Source organism: Paenibacillus sp. FSL W8-0187, from assembly GCF_037969755.1.
Lineage (GTDB): Bacteria > Bacillota > Bacilli > Paenibacillales > Paenibacillaceae > Paenibacillus_AQ.
The window spans coordinates 63,333-80,000 of sequence record NZ_CP150206.1 but is presented as its reverse complement, the minus strand read 5'-3'; the positions used below and the strand labels follow the sequence as shown (position 1 = coordinate 80,000).

The following is a 16,668-nucleotide window of genomic DNA, read 5'->3' as shown; positions in this document are numbered from 1 at the left end:
GTTTTACTCACTCGTTGTTCAGTTTTCAAAGATCAACTTCTTCGTTTGCCGCCAACATTTTATCTCGTTAGCAACTCTTATATCTTATCACATCCGCTCGTTCATTGCAAGCTTTTTTTGAATTTATTTTTCAAATTCATTTTGGCTTGTTGTCTCAAGCGATTGTTTCGACCGTATTTCTTGGCCGGAAGTATAATATACCATGGCATTCGCCAATATGCAACCCTTTTGACAAATTAATAATAAGGTAAAATCATACATTCATTTACTTACTATATACTAGGTATTCAGTATCTCCATTTCCCTGCCTGCTTCTTTGGCCAGAAGGTATAACTGAAGCTATATATGAAGTCAATTCCCAGGATCACGGCCCATTGCAAGATCAACGCCTTTAGCTGCTCCGTTCGTTCTGGTTCCCCAACCACAACAATCATAACGCCAAGCAATATAACTCCTATCATCCACGCCAACACATGGCGATACCACCCCTGGCGTTCACGCTTGGCGCGAACCGCTCCATGTTTCGTGGCTGGCTCCGGTTTCTTGCCACCTGCAAATCGGTGAGCAAACCGGGCGTCCGCCCATTGGATAATCCGATGCCCAAAAGCAATCGTCACCCCGATGTATACAGCTGCCAGCCCATGCATGAATCCGGCCTCTGCCCCGCCACGCAAATCTATCATGGTTACGGCTATCAATAATAAGTCGATGATCGGCGTACACAGCAGCAGTATTCCGCCCGTTCTTTTCATTCCAAGCAAATATCTTGCACTTAATCCAGCGAGAACAAATACCCAGAATAAAATTTCACATCCAATAATAAAAGCTGCAATCATTCGCCGGCCTCCTTATTTAATACGTTTGTGCTAAATAAATGTAGCACAGCTTTATTCTCAGAACAAGAGAGAATCGGGATCACCATACAAAAAAAGGCAGCCGACTATAGAGATCTATAGCCGACTGCCTCTTCCACAATCTATTAATGGAGCAAACGCTACTACTCCTTATTACGCATGTGCGGGAACAGTAAGACATCACGAATGGATGGGGAATTCGTAAGAAGCATGATCAAACGATCGATCCCGATACCAAGTCCGCCTGTTGGCGGCATGCCATACTCCAGTGCACGCAAGAAATCTTCATCCATCTCGTGCGCTTCGTCATTGCCCTGTTCTTTTTCCTTCATCTGCGCTTCAAAACGCTGACGCTGGTCGATCGGATCATTGAGCTCCGAGAAGGCGTTCGCGTGCTCACGCGCCACGATAAACAGCTCAAAGCGATCCGTGAACCGCGGATCCACGTCGTTCTTCTTCGCCAGCGGCGAAATCTCAACCGGATGACCGGTTACGAACGTCGGCTGAATCAGTGTCTCTTCAACGAATTGCTCAAAGAACGCGTTCAAGATGTGGCCGAATGTCATATGCGGCTCTACCGGAACTTTATGTTCTTTTGCAAGACGATGCGCTTCCTCATTGGACATGTCAACACTAAAGTCAACGCCGACTACTTCTTTTACGGCATCAACCATGGATACACGACGCCATTGTGGCGTCAGGTCAACTTCGTGCCCTTGATAGGAAATCACTTGTGTACCCAGCACCTCTTGGGCAATATGGGCAATCATATTCTCGGTCAGTGCCATAATATCTTTATAATCCGCATAGGCTTCATAGAGCTCAATCATCGTAAACTCCGGATTATGACGGGTAGAGATCCCTTCATTCCGGTATACGCGGCCAATCTCATACACTTTTTCCAAGCCGCCCACGATCAGACGCTTCAGATGAAGCTCAATCGCGATCCGCATATACAGCTCCATATCCAGCGCATTATGATGCGTAATGAACGGACGTGCCGCCGCACCACCAGCGATCGAATGCAAAGTCGGAGTTTCCACTTCAAGATAGCCTTGGGAATCCAGGTAACGGCGCATCGATTGAATAATACGGGAACGGGCAATGAAGGTCTTCTGTACATCTGGGTTGATAATCAGGTCGACATAACGCTGACGGTAACGGAGTTCCACATCCTTCAAACCATGGAATTTCTCAGGGAGCGGATAAAGCGACTTCGAAAGAACCTCCAGTTCCTTCACTTTAATGGTGGTTTCACCGGTTTTGGTCTTGAACAAGACCCCTTTGACCCCGATGATGTCACCCAGATCAAGGATGCTGAATGCTTCATATTGCGCTTCTGCAATCGAATCCTGGCGAACATAGATCTGAATCCGGCCGCTCAAATCTTGAATATGAGCAAAAGAAGCCTTGCCCATGCCACGCTTCGCCATAATCCGGCCAGCCAGGTTCACTTCCACCTGCTTCTCTTCCAGTTCTTCCTTGGAGAGCTCGTCATACTGTTTCAGAATATCACCTGCGTGATGTTCTCTTTCATATTTTCCGCCAAACGGGTCGATGCCCAGCTTGCGAAGCTCGTCCAATTTGTTGCGGCGGATTTGCAAAAGCTCACTTAACTCCTGTTCTTGTTCCTGGTTATTCATTTCTTCCGTCATCGTCATTCATCTCCTTCATTTCACTTCCATCGTAATCCCCAACAGCATTAAACGCCGCCACCCATACATGATCCGGACAGCCCTTGAACACTTGTACACATTCGGTTAGGACTTAACGGTAGGGCAGCCATTCAAGACATGCCATTAACCCATTAAGCCCTCAACACAGCCTTGCCTATTCAAAATAACCCCACAAAGTGGAGCCTATGCTACGATGCTTATTCCAAATACTTTGCGGGGACCCCAAAAAACTTATAAATTCTAATATATTAAAAAAGCCCCCCGAAGGAAGCTTTCTACACCACATTCCGACTTACTTCTTAATGTCTACAATTTTATATTGAATAACGCCCGCAGGAACGTTAACATCTACAACCGATCCTTTTTGCTTGCCAATAATCGCTTTGCCGACAGGACTCTCGTTAGAGATCTTGTTGTTAAGCGGATCCGATTCAGCCGTACCTACAATGGTATATTGCATCGTGTCGCCGAATTCCAAATCCTCTACGATCACCGTGTTGCCCACGCCGACGACATCGGTATTGATATCATCATTGTTAATGATGCGCGCATTGCGGAGCATTTTCTCAAGCGTTATAATCCGGCCTTCGATAAAGGCTTGCTCGTTCTTAGCGTCTTCATATTCGGAGTTTTCACTAATATCACCATATCCGATGGCAACTTTAATCCGCTCAGCCACTTCGCGGCGTTTTACAGACTTTAGATTCTCAAGTTCGTCCTCCAGTTTCTTCAGACCGTCCTGGGTTAGAATGACTTCTTTATCGCTCATTAACCGATTCTCCTGTCATGTAAATAATTTAAACCACGGTATCAACATACTATATGCGAATTCTTGGGGATCAGAACTTCCCTCTGATGCCTGCTCAATTTCTTGAATTTATACTGAAAGATTATATGGGAACCATTTCAAAAAGTCAATGCGCGCAAAGGCTGTTACGAATGTCGCATACACGCACCCATTAACAGCCTGCACCCCTAATTATCCCATCGCCGCAACGGCTTGAGGGTATACACTTTTTGTCGATTCTTCTTGGGCCTCCAGATTGTTCACAAAGTTGTTCAGAAGGTTCACCATTTCGTCTCGCTTCGTTTCTTCCATAATCATATCTTTAATGCGAGCGGATCCCTTCAGCCCTTTCAAATACCAGGAAAGATGCTTGCGCATTTCCCGTACCGCAACCGCTTCGCCGCGCAGAGCGATCAACCGGTCCATATGCAGAATGGCAATCCGGATTTTCTCCTGCGGAGCCGGATCCGGCAGCAGCTGGCCTGTCTTCAGGTACTCCACGGTACGATACAGCATCCATGGGTTCCCCAGCGCTCCGCGGCCGATCATGACACCATCGCAGCCTGTCGTATCCAGCATTCGGCGAGCATCCTCCGGCGTCACCACATCGCCGTTACCGATAACCGGAATGGCGACGGCTTCTTTCACTTGGCGAATGATGTCCCAATCCGCGTGCCCGGTGTAGAGCTGCTCGCGCGTACGTCCGTGAACGCTGACCGCCTGACCGCCCGCGCGTTCGACAGCTTGTGCATTTTCGACAGCATAGATGTGATCGCTATCCCAGCCTGTGCGCATCTTCACCGTGACCGGTTTGTTCACGGCATCAACAACGGCCGCTACCATTTCATAGATTTTGTTCGAATCCAGAAGCCAGCGCGCACCCGCATCAACCTTCGTTACCTTCGGTGCAGGACAGCCCATGTTAATGTCGATGATGTCGGCATTGGTTTGCTGATCGACAACTTTGGCCGCTTCCACCAAGGATTGACGGTCACCGCCAAAAATTTGCAGGCTCAGCGGCTTCTCCCGCTCGTCGACGAACAGCATCTCCTGGGTGCGCTTGTTCCCGTGAACAATGGCCTTGCCGCTCACCATTTCGGCGCAAACCAAACCGGTACCGAATTCCTTAGCAATCAAGCGGAACGCTGGGTTGCACACGCCTGCCATGGGCGCCAGAACCACTTGGTTCTTCATCTCGATGTTTCCGATTTGCAACTTGTCCATTTTATGTGTCAACCCTTTATATTCAGATATTTATAGTGGAAAGATCCCGGTTATCGTGCAAGGGATCCATAAGTTTCAAACCAACTCATCATACTCATGAATCGCACCCTCGTCCAGTCCGCAAAAATTACATGTCTTGTAGATCGCATCCAGAAGCATCATCCTATATTAATGGCCGGGTTTAATGAAAATAAACCTGCACCGGCTTTTCTATTCAAATGTTCTAGCTCCGTTCCTTAAGCTCCTGCAATGTAATCTCCAGCACGTCCGCAATCTGAGCCAGCATCTGCTCCTCGGCACGGCGGTTCCCCCGCTCAATCGCACCAAGGACGGCCAGTGAAATACCGGTTCGCTCGGCGAGCTCTTGCTGGGTTAAACCCTTCAATTTTCGGAAAGCGCGGATACGCTGCGCCAGCTGCTTGTTTTCCAAAGCTGTATTCCTTCCTTTCCTTCCAGGTTCTCAAGTGCTGTCTTCACTACAGGGTACAGACCTGAAGGTTCGAGCTCAAATACGATATCGGCCAGCGGTCTGAGCACAAAAGCCCGTTCCTGCATACGGGGGTGCGGCAGAACAAGGTCCGGCGTATCCAGACGGCGTCCTTCCATCCATAACAGGTCCAGGTCCACCGTCCGCGGCCCCCAATGAATATGACGGACCCGGCCAAGCTGTTTTTCAATTCGCTGCATTTCGGCAAGCAGCTCATGGGGACTCAGCGATGTCGACACGGCTGTGGCCATATTAAGAAACATCGGTTGATCCACATAGCCGACCGGCTCGGTTTCATACAAGTTGGATACGCGCTCTACCGATATGCCAGGTACTTCGTCCAACCGTTCTAAAGCCTCCATCAGGTTGCCCTCGCGGTCTCCCAAATTGGCCCCTAAAGCAATATAAGCCTCTGAACACTCAGAGGTGGCGTGTGAATTCATGATCGTCTCACTTCCTGGTCCGGTGCAGCTCAATGGTCACACCTTCAAAATGAATGTCAAAAGGCGGGTGCGGCTTCGTCAATCGGACCGTTAAAGCATCGATAATAGTATAAGTGTCCAATACCTTAGATGCAATATGCTCCGCTAAAGCTTCAATCAGGCGGAACGACTCCGTCCGCATAATATCCAGCAAGAGATCATGAATCTCGGCATAATTTACCGTTAACGTCAGGTCATCCGTCTTCGCAGCTTTGCTCAAATCCATCTCCAGCTCCAGATCCACATAGAATCGTTGACCCAGCTTGCGCTCTTCCTCAAACACACCGTGGTAGCCGTAGTATTCCATGCGGCTCAGTATCATTTTATCCATCTCGTAACTCCGCCCTTCCATCCTTTGTCCCGAAAAAAATTATATACGTGTAAGCTCCGTTGAAGCGTAAGTCATGGCATCACACATCTTCGCTGTCCGTTTCATATGCAACACGTCATGCACACGAACGATCTGGCAGCCTTGCGCAATCCCGTAAGCCACGGTAGCAGCCGTTCCTTCGAGCACATCTTGCGCCGGGGCGCCAAGTGTGGTCTGGATAAACCTTTTGCGGGAGGTAGCCAGCAGCACCGGAAACCCAAGCCCTACAAGCTGATCGAGGGAGGCCATCACTTTCAAGTTCTCGTCGTAGTCCTTGGCAAACCCGATACCCGGGTCGAGCAAAATATGCTGATCCTGCACACCTGCAGCCCTCGCAATTTCGACACTTTCCAGCAAATCGCGCTTTACGTCCTCGATAAGATTGATGTAATTCCGATCGCGGCGATTGTGCATCAAAATCACGGGGCATCCGAGCTCTGCCGCTGTCTTGGGCATATCCGTGTCGTCTTTAAAGCCCCAAATATCATTTATGATATGAGCGCCCGCTCCAATAGCCTGACGCGCAACTTCCGCTTTATACGTGTCAATTGATAATGGAATATGCGGCGCATGCCGATGGATGGCTTCTATAACCGGGATAACGCGGGCGAGCTCCTCTTCAGCTCCAACCGGCTCATGGCCTGGACGCGTCGATTCTCCGCCGATATCGATGATGTCAGCTCCCTCTTCCACCAGTTGAAGCGCGTGCTCGACCGCCCGCTCCGTGTCGTGATAACGACCTCCGTCGGAGAACGAATCCGGTGTCACATTCAATATGCCCATAATGAGCGTGGATTGACCGAGCTCTAACACAGCATCCTTGCTCAGCCGATATTCACGTTCGTAAATCGTTGTTTTCATGCCTTTTGCCCTGCTTTCCTTCTATATGCGCTCAGTAATGTACGGGTTATCGGACCGGCTAATCCTTGTCCAATAACTAGAGTCTCGCCTTCAGCTCCAATCAACGTCGTAACCGGAACAATCTCCTGCACAGAACCGGTCGTAAATATTTCATCCGCTCCAGTGAAAAACTCCCAGCTGTAACGGCCTTCTTCGACTTCCATCCCAAGATCGGCAGCCAATTCCAGCACCACGGCCCGGGTAATCCCCGGCAAAATGCCCGTACTTATGTCAGGCGTATATACACGACCCGCTTTGACAAAAAAGACATTGCTGACAATGCCCTCCGCCACTTCCCCGGCCGCCGTTAGCATCAGCCCCTCTGTCGGACCATCCGAGTGGCTTGGGTATTCGGCCAATTCCCGCTTTGCGAGTATATTGTTCATATAATGCAGAGATTTCAGCCGAACCGAGGATTCCGGTGTGTTTCGCGGAAGGGACAGCCTCCGCATGGCTCTGCCTTTCTCGTAAAGCATTTCGTTTACGGCCGGCAGCTCTTTGGCGAATAAAATCTCGGAAGGCTTCAAATAATCGCCAGCAGGCAAACCGAGCAATCCCTCTCCTGCCGTTACAGTATACCGGATATAAGCATCCTGGAGACCATTGGCCTCCATCAGTTCCGATATCCAGCGGCTGATCCTCTCAGCATCCGCCCTGTGGACGATCCCGAGCTCCCGGCAGCTGTTCATGAGCCGGCTCAAGTGCCGCTCTATTAAAAAAGGCTTCCCCTCGTAAGTGCGGAAGGTCTCGAATAACCCCATTCCGTACAGAAGGCCGTGATCCATTACAGGTATGACAGCTTCGGCAGCTTCAACGATGCCGCCGTTCATGCCAATATACTTCATGCTTTGGTGCCAGCTGTACGCTTCAAGAAATTGCGCAGCATTTGATGGCCATGGTCCGTAATGATGGATTCCGGATGGAACTGCACCCCTTCTATGGGATATTGTTTATGCCGAAGCCCCATGATTTCGCCCTCTTCGGTCCAGGCGGTAATCTCCAGCTCATCCGGCAAAGTTTCCTTCTCAACGATCAGCGAGTGATAGCGCGTTGCGGTGAACGGAACCGGTAAGCCTTCGAAGACCGAGCCGCCCGTATGCTGGATCGCGGATGTTTTCCCGTGCATCAGGCGCTCCGCACGAATCACGTTGCCGCCAAAGGCTTGCCCGATCGCCTGATGGCCAAGGCAGACGCCGAAGATCGGAATCACACCCTTGAAATGCGAAATAACATCCAGACTGATGCCGGCTTCATTCGGCGTGCACGGTCCCGGAGATATCAGGATATGGTCCGGGGCCAATGCCTCGATGCCAGCGATGTCGATCTCATCATTCCGGTAAACCTTCACTTCCTCGCCGAGCTCACCCAAATATTGAACCAGGTTATACGTAAACGAATCATAATTGTCGATGACAAGTATCATATTAGTTCCCCCCTATATTCGCGGACAACACTGCCGCTTCTTCTTCACTGCATATCAGTGCAGCAATCAAAGCCTTTGCCTTGTTATGACACTCCCTGTATTCCCGGTACGGATCGGAGTCAATGACAATCCCCGCACCCGTCTGAATATAGCCGACCCCATCCTTTACGGCGAGGGTCCGAATAATAATGTTGAGCTCCATATCACCATTATAATCGATCCAGCCCATGGAGCCGGTATAGGGCCCCCGCGTCACGGGCTCCAGCTCTTCGATGATCTCCATGGTCCGGATTTTGGGTGCGCCTGTAATGGTGCCGCCGGGGAACGCTGCCGCAATGACATCATGTGCATGGTTGCCCTCTGCAATCCGACCTTCTACTTGCGACACCAGATGCATCACGTGAGAGTACCTCTCGACAGTCATCAGCTCCGGAACATGCACGGATCCGTATGCGGCAATGCGGCCAATGTCATTGCGCTCCAAATCGACCAGCATAATATGCTCCGCCCGTTCTTTCTCGCTGCCAAGCAGTTCCGCTTCCATTGCCGCATCCTCTTCCGGATTGCTTCCCCGGCGCCGAGTTCCCGCAATCGGTCGTGCAGATACGACATCGCCATCCAGCTTCACCAGCAATTCCGGTGAGCCGCTAGCCAAGCTGAAGCCCGGCGAGGATAAATACCCCATATACGGCGACGGATTCAGGATACGCAGCCACTCATAAATATCCGCGGGGTCCGCATGCAGTTGCAAATGACGGCGCAGAGACAAATTGACCTGAAATACATCACCCTGCCGAATATATTCTTGAATCGAGCGTACCGCCTGCTCGAACGCTTCCTGCGTAAAATCAATCTCCAGCCGATCCCAAATCTCGACATTCGGCCCGGACAGCTCTTGCGCTTTCTTCCATCGTTCCTGCCGTACGTGCTCATCTTCGGACTCCGAGCCGTTCCCTACGACTGTTCCGAACATTTGATTCCATTGGAACAGCATCGATTCAGCCCTTACGACAGCCCGATCATATAACTCCTGCAATAGCTTCTCTTGATCGGTTGAAAGCACCGAACCTCTGGATGCATCAACAGAAGCACCGGATGCCGCCTTTTCCTCCGAAACTTCCCCGGTCCCGAATGCCCAAGGCAGAGGGACATGTACCGAACAGTAGATGCTGTCATCTGTATGATCATAGATCCAGATCTCTTCCATGCGCATCCACATATAATCCAGGAACCCCGGCTCATCTTTGGCCATCTTGGGGAGCTGCTCAATCGATCGGATTACATCGTAGCTTAGAAAACCGGCGCAGCCTCCGCGAAAGTCCGGCCAGCCCGGAACACGGGGAGCCCGCCATTCTTTCATCCACTGCTCTAACAGATGCAGTGGCTTTCCCGTTACCTGCGTTCGCGAATCCCCCGACAGCTCTATGATCTCTCCATAGCTTCCCTTCCCCTGCAGAATGGACACTGGCCGCAATCCAAGATACGTATAGCGTCCGCCCTTACCGCTCTCCAGCACAAAGGCATACGGCGATGCCGCTTTCCATGCATGTCTCCATGACAGGGGTAACCCTCTTGTTGCTCCTTTATATTGAACCAGATAGGGAACGACGGACCAGCCCTCTTTAGCCCATGCCTGCCACTGGGCCAGCTCCACTCTTCTCTCCATGCCGATCCTCCCTTAGTCATCAAAAGCCTTACTGTTGCCTGTCAGTATACTGTATCCCGCTTCTCTTGAAAACCCTAAATAGAAGCTCGTCCAACAATAATTTTTTGAAGCGGTCATCCCGTGGATTCCAATAAAGCGTTATCTTTGGGACTAGTATACGCAAAAAGCCCTCAATGCTATAAAAACACATTGAGGACCCCTTCCTTGTCACGCATTATCTCACCCAGATGAGGTGAGACCATGCGCGCATATTACAATATCATCTTACTCGTTACTCGAAGTTATAGAGCGGCGTGCTCAGGTAACGTTCTCCATTACTTGGGATCACGGCTACCACCCGCTTGCCTTTACCAAGCTCTTTGGCAACCTTCAATGCCGCATATACAGCCGCACCGGAAGAAATGCCGCCAAGAACGCCTTCTTCCTTCGCCACACGGCGGGAGGTTTCAAAGGCATCATCATTCTCGACATGAACGATTTCATCGTAGACTTCTTGGTTCAAAATTTCAGGAATGAAGTTTGCGCCAATGCCCTGGATTTTGTGAGGACCTGGTTTGCCTCCGGCAAGGATTGGCGATGCAGCAGGCTCAACTGCAATGATCTTAATATCAGGGAATTGCTCTTTCAGCACTTCGCCCGCCCCTGTAATCGTTCCGCCTGTTCCAATACCTGCCACGAACGCATCCAAGGAACCGCCGATGGATTGGATCGCTTCAACGATTTCCGGACCTGTTGTTTCACGGTGGATTTTCACGTTGGCTTGGTTATTGAATTGATCGGCCATAAAGAATCCGGCATTTTCCTTCAGAATTTCTTCCGCCTTCTTAACCGCACCGTTCATTCCTTCCGACCCCGGTGTCAGTACCAGTTCCGCGCCATAGGCACGCAGCAGGTTGCGGCGCTCCAAGCTCATGGTTTCAGGCATAACGATAACCGCTTTGTAGCCTTTGGCAGCTGCCACCATAGCTAGACCAATACCGGTATTACCGCTTGTTGCTTCAATAATGGTATCGCCCGGCTTCAAACGCCCGTCCTTCTCCGCTTCTTCCACAATGCTGATCGCGATCCGGTCTTTAACGCTTGCACCCGGGTTCTGGTATTCCAGCTTCAGATAAACCTCTGCGCTATCCTCCGGTACGATCCGGTTCAAACGGACGAGTGGAGTTCCACCGATTAATTCTGTCACATTGTTTACGACTTTTGCCATGAATGAAGCCCTCCTCTAAATATGAATCTGAATAAACTAGTAAATCCATAATGGTGTTATACATTCTAATGTCGAATCATTAAATTTGTGGTGTCTGGATGTTGAAAGAAAAGCAGAGCCAGCATATAGACTCTAATTCTTGATTATTGAGGTTGCTGATATCCGAGTAAAAAGGTAGGTTTTTATACCTTCATCTTAACAACGTTACGTGTCATTGTCAATATCCCACATCTCGAAAATCAACATTTCTAGGTGGATTTTCCTCCGCCTCCCGGACGAGGAAACACGAATTCGTCTCTAGCCATGCACGCTCAGAAAGCCACCATTCCTCAGTGAATAAAACCTTTTGCAACCTTCAACGCAAAAAAAGCTCCTGCAGCCACATCTTACTCCGCCACAGCGAGCTTTCTCCATGTTCTTCTTCTATTTACAACGTGACCGTACCAGCGCTAATCCGGGCCTCGTATTTCTCGCGAAGCTGACGCTCCAGTTCGGATAAAGACACCGACTGCTCTAGGGCCAGCTGCTTACGAACCGCCTCGCGGACACTTTCCTCGCTCGGGGCCTTAGGCTCGATAATTTCCTTCACATAAACAATGGCATAGGTGTCTGTGAGTGAGATCGGTCCCGCAATATCCCAGGGCTCAAGCGTTGAAGCTGCATCCAGCAGTGCCGGCGGCAAGAAGGGATCATCCTCCTCGACCAAGCCGATCTGCCCGCCGTCTTCGCGAGTATACTCATCGAGAGATACCTGAGCCGCGAGATCCGCAAAAGCTTCTCCATTCTCCAGCCGATCCATGACCCGTTCTGCCTCATTTTCCGAAGCGACCTCGATCATGGATAAATTCAACTGCTTCTTGGGGCGAAATTGGTCAGGGTACTGTTCCAGATACGAATCGATCTGCTGCTCTTCGATGTGTACGTCGGAAGTCGCAATTTTCTCAAGCAGCAGCCGATACATCATCTCTGTCTTTAGTTCACTCTCCGTAATGCCAAGCTGATCTTCCATTTCCGATAAGAAACGTTCCTTAGAACCGTAGCTGTGGCTCATGACTTCGATTTCTGCATCGACTTCCGCCGGCATAACATCAATATCCTTCGCTTTGGCCTCCAGAGCCACGGCGTGCCGATTCAGCATGGTCATCAGCATTTCGCGGCCATAACGCTTCTTTAGCTCGTCAACCCACTCGTCTTCGGTAATCGCCCTGTCCTGGATGGATGCAACTGGTTGGGAGCCATCTTTCCAAGATGGTGAAGCCTCTTGCGATAAATTCCCGGAAAACAGCATCCAGCCCCCCATACCCAATACGCATGCTGTCAAGACAATGACGGTCGCCCACAATCCCTTCTCTTGTCTCGTCATCACGGTCGCTCATCCCAACGTTAAGATTTGGCCCGCTCTAGCACGGATTTTAGCTGTTCTCTATCGAACGTATATTTTTCATTGCAAAAATGACAAGAAACTTCGGCCTTGCCATCCTCTTCGATCATCTGCTCAAGCTCTTCCTGCCCCAAGCTGATCAAAGCGCGCTCCACTCGCTCATGCGAGCAGTCACAGCTGAAGTACACGTCCATTTCCTCCAAAATGGTCACATCCGGAACTACTCGTTTCAGGATGTCTTCCAGTTCCAGTCCTTCTTCCAGCATCTCGGTGATCGGTGGAATCTTGCTCAGCGCAAGCTCAAGCTCCGTAATCTCATCCTCGGTAACGCCGGGGAGAAGCTGAATGATGAAGCCGCCCGCATTCGACACGGAATAATCCGGTGAAACCAGCACACCCAGGCTTACCGCCGAGTTGGTCTGTTCGGATACGGCAAAATAGTATGTGAAGTCTTCAGCGAGCTCGCCCGAAATAATCGGTACGCTGCCACGGTAAGGCTCCTTCAACCCGAAATCCTTGATCACATCAATATGGCCGGTGGTTCCTACAGCAGCGGCAACATCCATCTTACCCGGACGGATATTCGTCAGCTCCACATGCGGATTTTTGACATATCCGCGGACCTCGCCGTTGGCATTACTCTCCGCCGCAATCAAACCGATCGGTCCGTCGCCTCGCACTTGAATGCTAAGACGCTCGTCTCCTTTTAGCATAGCTCCCATCATCGCTGCTGCTGACACGGTGCGGCCCAAAGCGGCTGTGACGACAGGAAACGTATCATGTCTTTGGCGAAGCTCTTCAACCAAATCGGTTGTCCGAACGGCAAATGTCCGTACTTTCCCGTTTAATGCTGTTCCCCGCAGCAAACGGTCTTTTTGATTACCCATCTTGAGGCCTCCTTGTCTTTCTAGTTGTTTGTAATATCTAACGGTTTTATAGCGGTTCTAGTTACGCTCATAAATAATACGCAAGCCTTCTAATGTCAGAAGGGGAGAAATCTCTTCAATGGACTCCGTTTCGCTGGCAATCAGCTCGGCCATTCCCCCGGTAGCGATAACCTTAACATTGTCCGTACCCATCTCGGCTTTTATACGCTTGACCAGGCCATCAACCTGTCCCGCATAACCAAAAACGATGCCTGCCTGCATGGCATGTACGGTATTGCGCCCAATTACTTTTTTCGGCTTTTCGAGCTCTACGCGAGGAAGCTTGGAAGCACGCTGTACCAGAGCCTCAGTAGCAATGCCAATACCAGGCACAATCACTCCGCCAAGATAATTGCCTGCCTTATCAATGCAATCAAACGTCGTCGCCGTACCGAAATCCACCACAATCAGCGGCCCCCCGTACTGCTCGACGGCTGCTACTGCATTCACGATCCGGTCAGCGCCAACCTCGCGCGGATTCTCATACCGCAGATTCAGTCCTGTTTTGATCCCCGGTCCTACAATCAGGGGCGCCTTGCCAATATATTTATTGCACATCTCCTCGACCACACGTACAAGAGGAGGAACTACGGAAGAAACAATTACGCCTTCTATTTGGCTTACCAATATATTGGACATTTGAAACAAATTGTGAATCAGTACACCGTATTCATCCACGGTGGACTGACGCGATGTACTGATTCGAAAATCATGCAGCAGCTTCTTCCCCTGATACACACCCAGTACAATATTGGTATTCCCTACATCCACAACTAGAATCAACCTTCTGTCCCTCCTTTCTTCGCATTCAGATCCAGACTGATATCGAGACTATGGAAAGAATAAGTCAGCCGACCAACGGATATCACGTCGACCCCGGTCTCGGCAATCCCGCGTACGGTCTCCAGCGTCACGTTCCCCGATGCTTCGACCCGCACATGAGGCACCTTGGCCTTGATTCTTCGAACAGACTCCGCCATCATGTCATGACTCATGTTATCCAGCATAATAATATCTGCGCCTGCAGCCAGTGCTTCCTCCACCTGCGCCAAGCTCTCGGTTTCAACTTCTATCGTCATGGTATGTGGAATATGGGCTCTTGCCCGGCTGACCGCTTGCGCGATTCCTCCTGCACCCTTAATGTGATTATCCTTAATCATAACGGCATCGTACAGACCGAAACGATGGTTCGCGCCGCCGCCAACCCGAACAGCATACTTCTCGAGCATTCGGTGGCCTGGTGTCGTTTTGCGGGTATCCACCAATCTTGTCGGCAATCCCTCAAGTACATCTACAAAAGAACGTGTTCTTGTTGCAATACCCGACATACGCTGAAGCAAATTCAAAGCGAGACGCTCGCCTGTCAAAATACGATGAGTGCTTCCTTCCACCTCAGCGAGAACCGTTCCTTTTTCAACCTCGTCCCCATCCCGAACCAATGCCGTAAACGTCAGCGACGGATCAACCGTTTCGAATACCAGCTCTGCTACCGGCATCCCTGCCACGATTCCAGCCTCCTTGGCATGGATAACGCCCTTGGATTCATGACCCGGCTCAATGGTGGTAAGAGTCGTAATGTCCCCCGACCCAATATCCTCCTGCAGCCAAGTCCGTATACTCTGGAGAAGGCCATCGTTGTATCCGTTAAACATCATCGCTTAATTCCTCCGTCATTTCTTGATCCCGTGTATGGACAATATGTTTCTGCCATACGCTGTCATTCCGCTCCGGGAAATCCTCACGGTAGTGGGCTCCCCGGCTTTCTTCACGACCCAGCGCACCCTGCACCACAAGTAAGGATGCTGTGAGCATGTTGGCAAACTCGTATTCCTCACGCTTGGAAAGCATCGAATGGAACAATGGCAGCTGACGGCCGAGCTCTTCTGCTGCTCTTAATAGAGTATCCCGATTTCTCCGAAGTCCTGCATAACGTACCATCACCTTCTGAAGCTTCAAGCGCTTTTCCACCATTGCCTGGGACGGGGTGTCCTTGCGACCGAGATGGAATGATACATGAAGTGGATCTCCTGAGGGTTCCGGCAGACTCTTAATGCGCTCGACAATACGACTGCCGTACACAATCGCCTCCGACAGCGAATTGCTGGCCAAACGGTTCGCCCCGTGAACACCGGTAGACGATACCTCCCCGCAAGCAAATAAACGCTTCACGCTGCTCTCGCCATGCAGATTGGTTTTGATGCCCCCCATCATATAATGCGCAGCCGGGGAGACCGGAATCCAATCTGACGATAAATCGAGTCCATATTGCATGCAGGTTTCATAAATCGTTGGGAATCGATGTTTGACCATCTCCGGCGACTCATGGGTGATATCCAGATAAACAAAGGTAGACCCCGTTGCTTCCATCTCACTGACAATGGCCCGTGCTACAATATCCCGTGGCGCCAGCTCCAGCAATTCATGGTATTTGGGCATGAACCGTTCCCCTCGTATATTCCGAAGAACGGCACCTTCACCCCGAACCGCCTCTGATATAAGGAATCGGGGCGCCCCCGGATAACTAAGCGCCGTCGGGTGGAACTGTATAAATTCCATATCCCGAATTTCTGCGCCTGCCCGATAAGCCATGGCAACGCCATCCGCTGTGGCAACCTCCGGATTGGTCGTATACCGGTACAATTGACCGGCGCCGCCGGAACACATCACCGTCGCCCGTCCACGTACGAATACCCGTTTGCCGTCTGGCATCTGTACTAAAACGCCATGACACTCTTCCTGCTCGGTAATCAGGTCAATGACAAAATGATCGTCCCACACCTCTACATTGTGAAGCATTTCAACCTGAATGGAAAGGGCACGCACGATTTCATATCCGGTTGCATCCCCGTTGGCATGAAGGATCCGGCGATGACTGTGCGCGCCTTCTTGGGTGAGTGCGAGCTCGCCATTCTCCACATCAAACATCGTACCGAGCCGAATCAGCTCTTGAACACCGACCGGGCCCTCGTTGACAAGCACATCCACCGCGGTAGAAGAACATAGGCCCGCCCCTGCCAGGAGGGTGTCCTGCCGGTGGTAGGCCGGAGAGTCATCCTCTGCTGTTACGGCTGCAATCCCTCCCTGTGCATAACGCGTGTTGCTTTCAAGCAGCGATTTCTTCGTAATCAATAGCACATTCTGAGTCGCGCTTGCCATGATCGCCGTATATAAACCCGCAATGCCTGAACCGATCACGATGACATCCGTCTCAATGACCGGAAGATCGTTCAGCTCAAAATCAATTAAATACTGCGGTATCACGATGCCTCACCTGTCTTTTCACGA

General features: G+C 50.7%; 17 protein-coding genes. All 17 read right to left on the bottom strand.

Annotated features, from left to right (window positions below):
• Positions 1–287: 287 nt before the first annotated feature.
• The 17 genes from MKY48_RS00380 to nadB all read right to left on the bottom strand — a co-directional run bounded on the left by MKY48_RS00380 (position 288) and on the right by nadB (position 16,644).
• Positions 288–836: a hypothetical protein gene (locus tag MKY48_RS00380; protein ID WP_339269242.1), complete on the bottom strand. Its 549-nt coding sequence runs from the start codon at positions 834–836 to the stop codon at positions 288–290.
• A gap of 161 nt (positions 837–997) precedes the next feature.
• Positions 998–2,509 carry a lysine--tRNA ligase gene (gene lysS / locus MKY48_RS00375; RefSeq protein ID WP_098741245.1) on the bottom strand — a complete coding sequence of 504 codons (1,512 nt, stop codon included), beginning with the start codon at positions 2,507–2,509 and terminating at the stop codon, positions 998–1,000.
• Between the two features lie 313 nt (positions 2,510–2,822).
• Complete coding sequence (greA, locus tag MKY48_RS00370) at positions 2,823–3,299, bottom strand: transcription elongation factor GreA (RefSeq protein ID WP_076326680.1); 477 nt, start codon at positions 3,297–3,299, stop codon at positions 2,823–2,825.
• 210 nt (positions 3,300–3,509) lie between these two features.
• Positions 3,510–4,541, bottom strand: a complete 1,032-nt coding sequence (gene dusB / locus MKY48_RS00365) for a tRNA dihydrouridine synthase DusB (RefSeq protein ID WP_339269239.1) — start codon at positions 4,539–4,541, stop codon at positions 3,510–3,512.
• Positions 4,542–4,764: 223 nt separating this feature from the next.
• Complete coding sequence (locus tag MKY48_RS00360) at positions 4,765–4,971, bottom strand: helix-turn-helix transcriptional regulator (protein ID WP_076326682.1); 207 nt, start codon at positions 4,969–4,971, stop codon at positions 4,765–4,767.
• Positions 4,923–5,471, bottom strand: a complete 549-nt coding sequence (gene folK / locus MKY48_RS00355; protein WP_076326683.1) for a 2-amino-4-hydroxy-6-hydroxymethyldihydropteridine diphosphokinase — start codon at positions 5,469–5,471, stop codon at positions 4,923–4,925. Before folK ends, MKY48_RS00360 begins: the two co-directional genes overlap by 49 nt.
• Positions 5,472–5,478: 7 nt before the next feature.
• Positions 5,479–5,841: a dihydroneopterin aldolase gene (gene folB, locus MKY48_RS00350; protein ID WP_006207454.1), complete on the bottom strand. Its 363-nt coding sequence runs from the start codon at positions 5,839–5,841 to the stop codon at positions 5,479–5,481.
• Positions 5,842–5,880: 39 nt separating this feature from the next.
• Positions 5,881–6,741, bottom strand: coding sequence for a dihydropteroate synthase (gene folP, locus MKY48_RS00345; RefSeq protein WP_339269236.1), 861 nt, complete (start codon positions 6,739–6,741; stop codon positions 5,881–5,883).
• Complete coding sequence (locus MKY48_RS00340; RefSeq protein ID WP_339269234.1) at positions 6,738–7,625, bottom strand: aminotransferase class IV; 888 nt, start codon at positions 7,623–7,625, stop codon at positions 6,738–6,740. The genes folP and MKY48_RS00340 overlap by 4 nt, the downstream gene beginning before the upstream one ends.
• Positions 7,622–8,203 (bottom strand): aminodeoxychorismate/anthranilate synthase component II, encoded by a 582-nt coding sequence (gene pabA, locus MKY48_RS00335; protein ID WP_098741239.1) that lies wholly within the window; start codon positions 8,201–8,203, stop codon positions 7,622–7,624. Before pabA ends, MKY48_RS00340 begins: the two co-directional genes overlap by 4 nt.
• Before the next feature lies 1 nt (position 8,204).
• Entirely contained in the window at positions 8,205–9,869 is a 1,665-nt protein-coding gene (locus tag MKY48_RS00330) for an anthranilate synthase component I family protein (RefSeq protein WP_339269231.1), read from the bottom strand.
• Between the two features lie 271 nt (positions 9,870–10,140).
• Entirely contained in the window at positions 10,141–11,076 is a 936-nt protein-coding gene (gene cysK, locus MKY48_RS00325) for a cysteine synthase A (RefSeq protein WP_339269229.1), read from the bottom strand.
• 427 nt (positions 11,077–11,503) lie between these two features.
• On the bottom strand, positions 11,504–12,439 hold the full coding sequence (locus MKY48_RS00320; protein ID WP_339273342.1) for a peptidyl-prolyl cis-trans isomerase: 936 nt from the start codon (positions 12,437–12,439) through the stop codon (positions 11,504–11,506).
• A 20-nt stretch (positions 12,440–12,459) separates the two neighbouring features.
• Positions 12,460–13,344: an Hsp33 family molecular chaperone HslO gene (gene hslO, locus MKY48_RS00315; RefSeq protein WP_339269227.1), complete on the bottom strand. Its 885-nt coding sequence runs from the start codon at positions 13,342–13,344 to the stop codon at positions 12,460–12,462.
• A gap of 57 nt (positions 13,345–13,401) precedes the next feature.
• Positions 13,402–14,166 carry a type III pantothenate kinase gene (locus MKY48_RS00310; RefSeq protein WP_339269225.1) on the bottom strand — a complete coding sequence of 255 codons (765 nt, stop codon included), beginning with the start codon at positions 14,164–14,166 and terminating at the stop codon, positions 13,402–13,404.
• A complete protein-coding gene (gene nadC / locus MKY48_RS00305; protein ID WP_339269223.1) occupies positions 14,163–15,038 on the bottom strand; it encodes a carboxylating nicotinate-nucleotide diphosphorylase in 876 nt (291 codons plus the stop codon). The genes MKY48_RS00310 and nadC overlap by 4 nt, the downstream gene beginning before the upstream one ends.
• The gene (nadB, locus tag MKY48_RS00300; protein ID WP_339269221.1) at positions 15,028–16,644 is read right to left on the bottom strand and encodes an L-aspartate oxidase; all 1,617 of its coding nucleotides are present in this window, start codon (positions 16,642–16,644) and stop codon (positions 15,028–15,030) included. Before nadB ends, nadC begins: the two co-directional genes overlap by 11 nt.
• Positions 16,645–16,668: the final 24 nt, after the last annotated feature.

What these genes read in the sequence shown, in the direction of transcription:
- MKY48_RS00380 (WP_339269242.1), bottom strand. Translation starts at nt 836, where the DNA reads ATGATTGCAGCTTTTATTATTGGATGTGAAATTTTATTCTGGGTATTT.
- lysS (WP_098741245.1), bottom strand. Translation starts at nt 2,509, where the DNA reads ATGACGGAAGAAATGAATAACCAGGAACAAGAACAGGAGTTAAGTGAG.
- greA (WP_076326680.1), bottom strand. Translation starts at nt 3,299, where the DNA reads ATGAGCGATAAAGAAGTCATTCTAACCCAGGACGGTCTGAAGAAACTG.
- dusB (WP_339269239.1), bottom strand. Translation starts at nt 4,541, where the DNA reads ATGGACAAGTTGCAAATCGGAAACATCGAGATGAAGAACCAAGTGGTT.
- folK (WP_076326683.1), bottom strand. Translation starts at nt 5,471, where the DNA reads ATGAATTCACACGCCACCTCTGAGTGTTCAGAGGCTTATATTGCTTTA.
- folB (WP_006207454.1), bottom strand. Translation starts at nt 5,841, where the DNA reads ATGGATAAAATGATACTGAGCCGCATGGAATACTACGGCTACCACGGT.
- folP (WP_339269236.1), bottom strand. Translation starts at nt 6,741, where the DNA reads ATGAAAACAACGATTTACGAACGTGAATATCGGCTGAGCAAGGATGCT.
- MKY48_RS00340 (WP_339269234.1), bottom strand. Translation starts at nt 7,625, where the DNA reads ATGAAGTATATTGGCATGAACGGCGGCATCGTTGAAGCTGCCGAAGCT.
- pabA (WP_098741239.1), bottom strand. Translation starts at nt 8,203, where the DNA reads ATGATACTTGTCATCGACAATTATGATTCGTTTACGTATAACCTGGTT.
- MKY48_RS00330 (WP_339269231.1), bottom strand. Translation starts at nt 9,869, where the DNA reads ATGGAGAGAAGAGTGGAGCTGGCCCAGTGGCAGGCATGGGCTAAAGAG.
- cysK (WP_339269229.1), bottom strand. Translation starts at nt 11,076, where the DNA reads ATGGCAAAAGTCGTAAACAATGTGACAGAATTAATCGGTGGAACTCCA.
- MKY48_RS00320 (WP_339273342.1), bottom strand. Translation starts at nt 12,439, where the DNA reads ATGACGAGACAAGAGAAGGGATTGTGGGCGACCGTCATTGTCTTGACA.
- hslO (WP_339269227.1), bottom strand. Translation starts at nt 13,344, where the DNA reads ATGGGTAATCAAAAAGACCGTTTGCTGCGGGGAACAGCATTAAACGGG.
- nadC (WP_339269223.1), bottom strand. Translation starts at nt 15,038, where the DNA reads ATGATGTTTAACGGATACAACGATGGCCTTCTCCAGAGTATACGGACT.